The sequence below is a fragment of the Tissierella sp. genome, assembly GCF_052089545.1.
Lineage (GTDB): Bacteria > Bacillota > Clostridia > Tissierellales > Tissierellaceae > Tissierella_A.
In genome coordinates this window covers 1-2800 of sequence record NZ_JBQDAA010000260.1, presented here as the reverse complement: position 1 = coordinate 2800, position 2800 = coordinate 1, and the positions used below count along the sequence as shown (strand labels likewise).

Genomic DNA, 2800 nt, shown 5'->3' with positions numbered 1-2800 from the left:
ATTTTAAATTAGGGTACGGAGAAGAGATGTATTTAGTAAATAAAGAAGATATTGAATACGCAGTGGAAAATAACGAACGTACAATGTTTCATCATTTTTTAGTTCTTGCTAAAAATCAAAGAGGATATGAATTTTTAAAGAAATTAACAAGTAGAGAATGGGAAAATAGTTTCTTCTTTAGAGGTGTTCAAAGAACTCCCACTTATTTTGATGATTTAAATGAGTTAATAAAAGGATATGAGAAAGATGTCATATTTAGTACAGCTTGTTTAGGAGGTCCTTTAAGCCAGTTAATACTAGAATATAATAAAAATAAATCTAGGAGAACAAAGAAAAAAATTCATGAGTTTATTATGTATTTTATTAATATGGTTGGCAAAGATAATTTTTATTTAGAATTACAACCAGGTATTAAACACGATAAATCGAATATAGATATTAAACAAGAGCAACAAATAGTAAATGATATGTTAATAAAACTCTCAAAAGTCTATGGCTTGAGATTAATCTTGACCACCGATGCACATTATTTAAGTAAGAAACAAGCAGAGGCACACAAAATCTATTTAAACGCCAGCCAAGGAGATAGGGAAGTAGAAGAGTTTTACTCAACTACTTACATGATGGATAGAGATGAGTTATTAGAATACTTTGATGAGGTGTTGCTAGATAAAATGATTAGCAATAGTCATAAAGTCATGGATAGTCTTGAAACAATTAATTTTGCTCAACAAACACAAGTGCCTGATATTGACATTCCACAGTATAAAAATAAAGACTTGTTTAAGGACTATATCAATGAATATCCTTATATAATGCAATACAGAGCCTCTGACAGAGCCATGGATAGATATTATTTACATCTTATTGGAGAAGGAATGTTATCTCATAATCAAGAGTTTAATAAAGAGAATTTATCACGTATAAATATAGAGTTAGAACAAGTATGGGAGATATCTGAAAAACTGAATCAACCACTATCAAGCTATTTTGTATTGGCACAAGATATAATTGATATGATGTGGGAAGTTAGTCTAGTTGGAACAGCTAGAGGCAGTGCAGCATGTTATCTTACAAACTATTTGTTGGATATAGTACAAATTAATCCATTAAAATATGATTTGCCTTATTACAGATTTTTAAGTAAAGAGCAAGAAGCTCTCCCTGATATTGACATAGATTCTCAGGCATCTAAAAGAGACGAGATTATTCGGTTAACAAAAGAAAGATATGGTTCTGATAAAATTCTTAATAGTTGTACATTTACCACTGAGGGACCTAAGTCAACTGTTATTACATCGACACGTGGTTATGGACTAGACGTGTCAGAGCAACACAATATTGCTAACTTAATTCCTAACGAAGGTGCATTATTATGGTCAGTTCATGATTGCTTCTTTGGGAATAAAAAGAAAAATAGAAAGCCCATACAAGAATTTATTGATAGAGTAGAAAAATATGAAGGATTAAAAGATGTAATGCTATCTATTGAAGGCGTTGTTAGTGGACGTTCTCAACATGCAAGTTCAGTTATTTTTTATCCTGGTAAATTCACTGATGTAGATGGAATGATGAAAACTACTAAAGGACTACCAGTTACCCAATTTAATGCAGATGATGGCGAATATGCAGGGAATTTAAAAATGGATTTCTTATCAATTTCTGCGTTAGATTCTATTGCAGAAGCTATTGACTTATTGCTGAAAGATGGTAAAATAGAATGGCAAGGCTCAATACGTTCTACCTATGACAAATATTTTCATCCCGATGTTCTTGATATGACCTCACATGAGATGTTCGATATGTTAGCTGATGGAGATATATTTGATGCGTTCCAGATGTCTAGCTTGGTAGCGGTAAATGCTATGAAAAAGACCAGAATCATTTGATGAGCTTACAGTCACTAATACTATCATTAGATTGCAAACTGATGGTGAAAGTCCTACTGATAAATTTGTAAGATACAAGAAAGATATTAAAGAATGGTATAATGATATGAATAAATACGGGTTGTCTGAAGATGAGATATCGCTCATGGAAAAACATCTATCATCTCGTACTGGGATATGCGACACACAAGAATTGTTAATGGGTATAATTATAGACCCAGAAATAGCTAATGGGGGATTAAATTTCGCAAATAGATTCCGTAAATCTGTAGGAAAAAAAGACGAGAAGAAGATAGAAAAAGCATGCAAAGAGTTTTATGAAACAATGGAGAAAAATGGTCGGTCAGAAAAATTCGCACAATATATTATAGAAGAACAATTTGCACTTCAATTCAGTTACGCATTTTCACTCCCTCACACAGTGGCATACAGCCTTATTTTAATGATTGAGATGAATATAGCCCATAAATACGGTGTTAGCTACTGGAAGGGTGCTTGTTTAAACGCAGCTATTTTCTCAGGAGATGAAATGAGTTCTTCTAAAGATTATACAGCGATATCTGAATATGTAAACTCAATGAAAGAAGATGTGTCACTTCCAGACATAAATAAATCAGAGCTTAAATTCACAACTAAGGATAGTAAGGTGCTATTTGGGCTTGCTGCCATTTTAGGATTAGATGTAAATACCTTAGATAACATTATAGAATGTCGTCCGTTCAAATCATTAGATGATTATTATGGAAGAATGGTAGAGACTAAACTAACATCAGCGAAGAAAACTATTAGTTTAATAAAAGCTGGAGCTTTCGATAATTTAGTAGACAAGAACAGAAGACAGATAATGGCGGATTTAGTTAAGATGATTATTCCGCAGAAAGAAAAGGTGACTATGGTGCAATTGCCATATG

General features: G+C 32.4%; 2 protein-coding genes. Both read left to right on the top strand.

Going from position 1 to position 2800, the window contains the following annotated elements; translation table 11 throughout:
* Positions 1 to 1889 (top strand): PHP domain-containing protein (locus tag ACTHW2_RS12620; protein WP_442264251.1); only part of this gene is annotated, 1889 nt, incomplete at its 5' end.
* A gap of 31 nt (positions 1890 to 1920) precedes the next feature.
* Positions 1921 to 2800 (top strand): helix-hairpin-helix domain-containing protein (locus ACTHW2_RS12615; protein WP_442264250.1); only part of this gene is annotated, 880 nt, incomplete at its 3' end.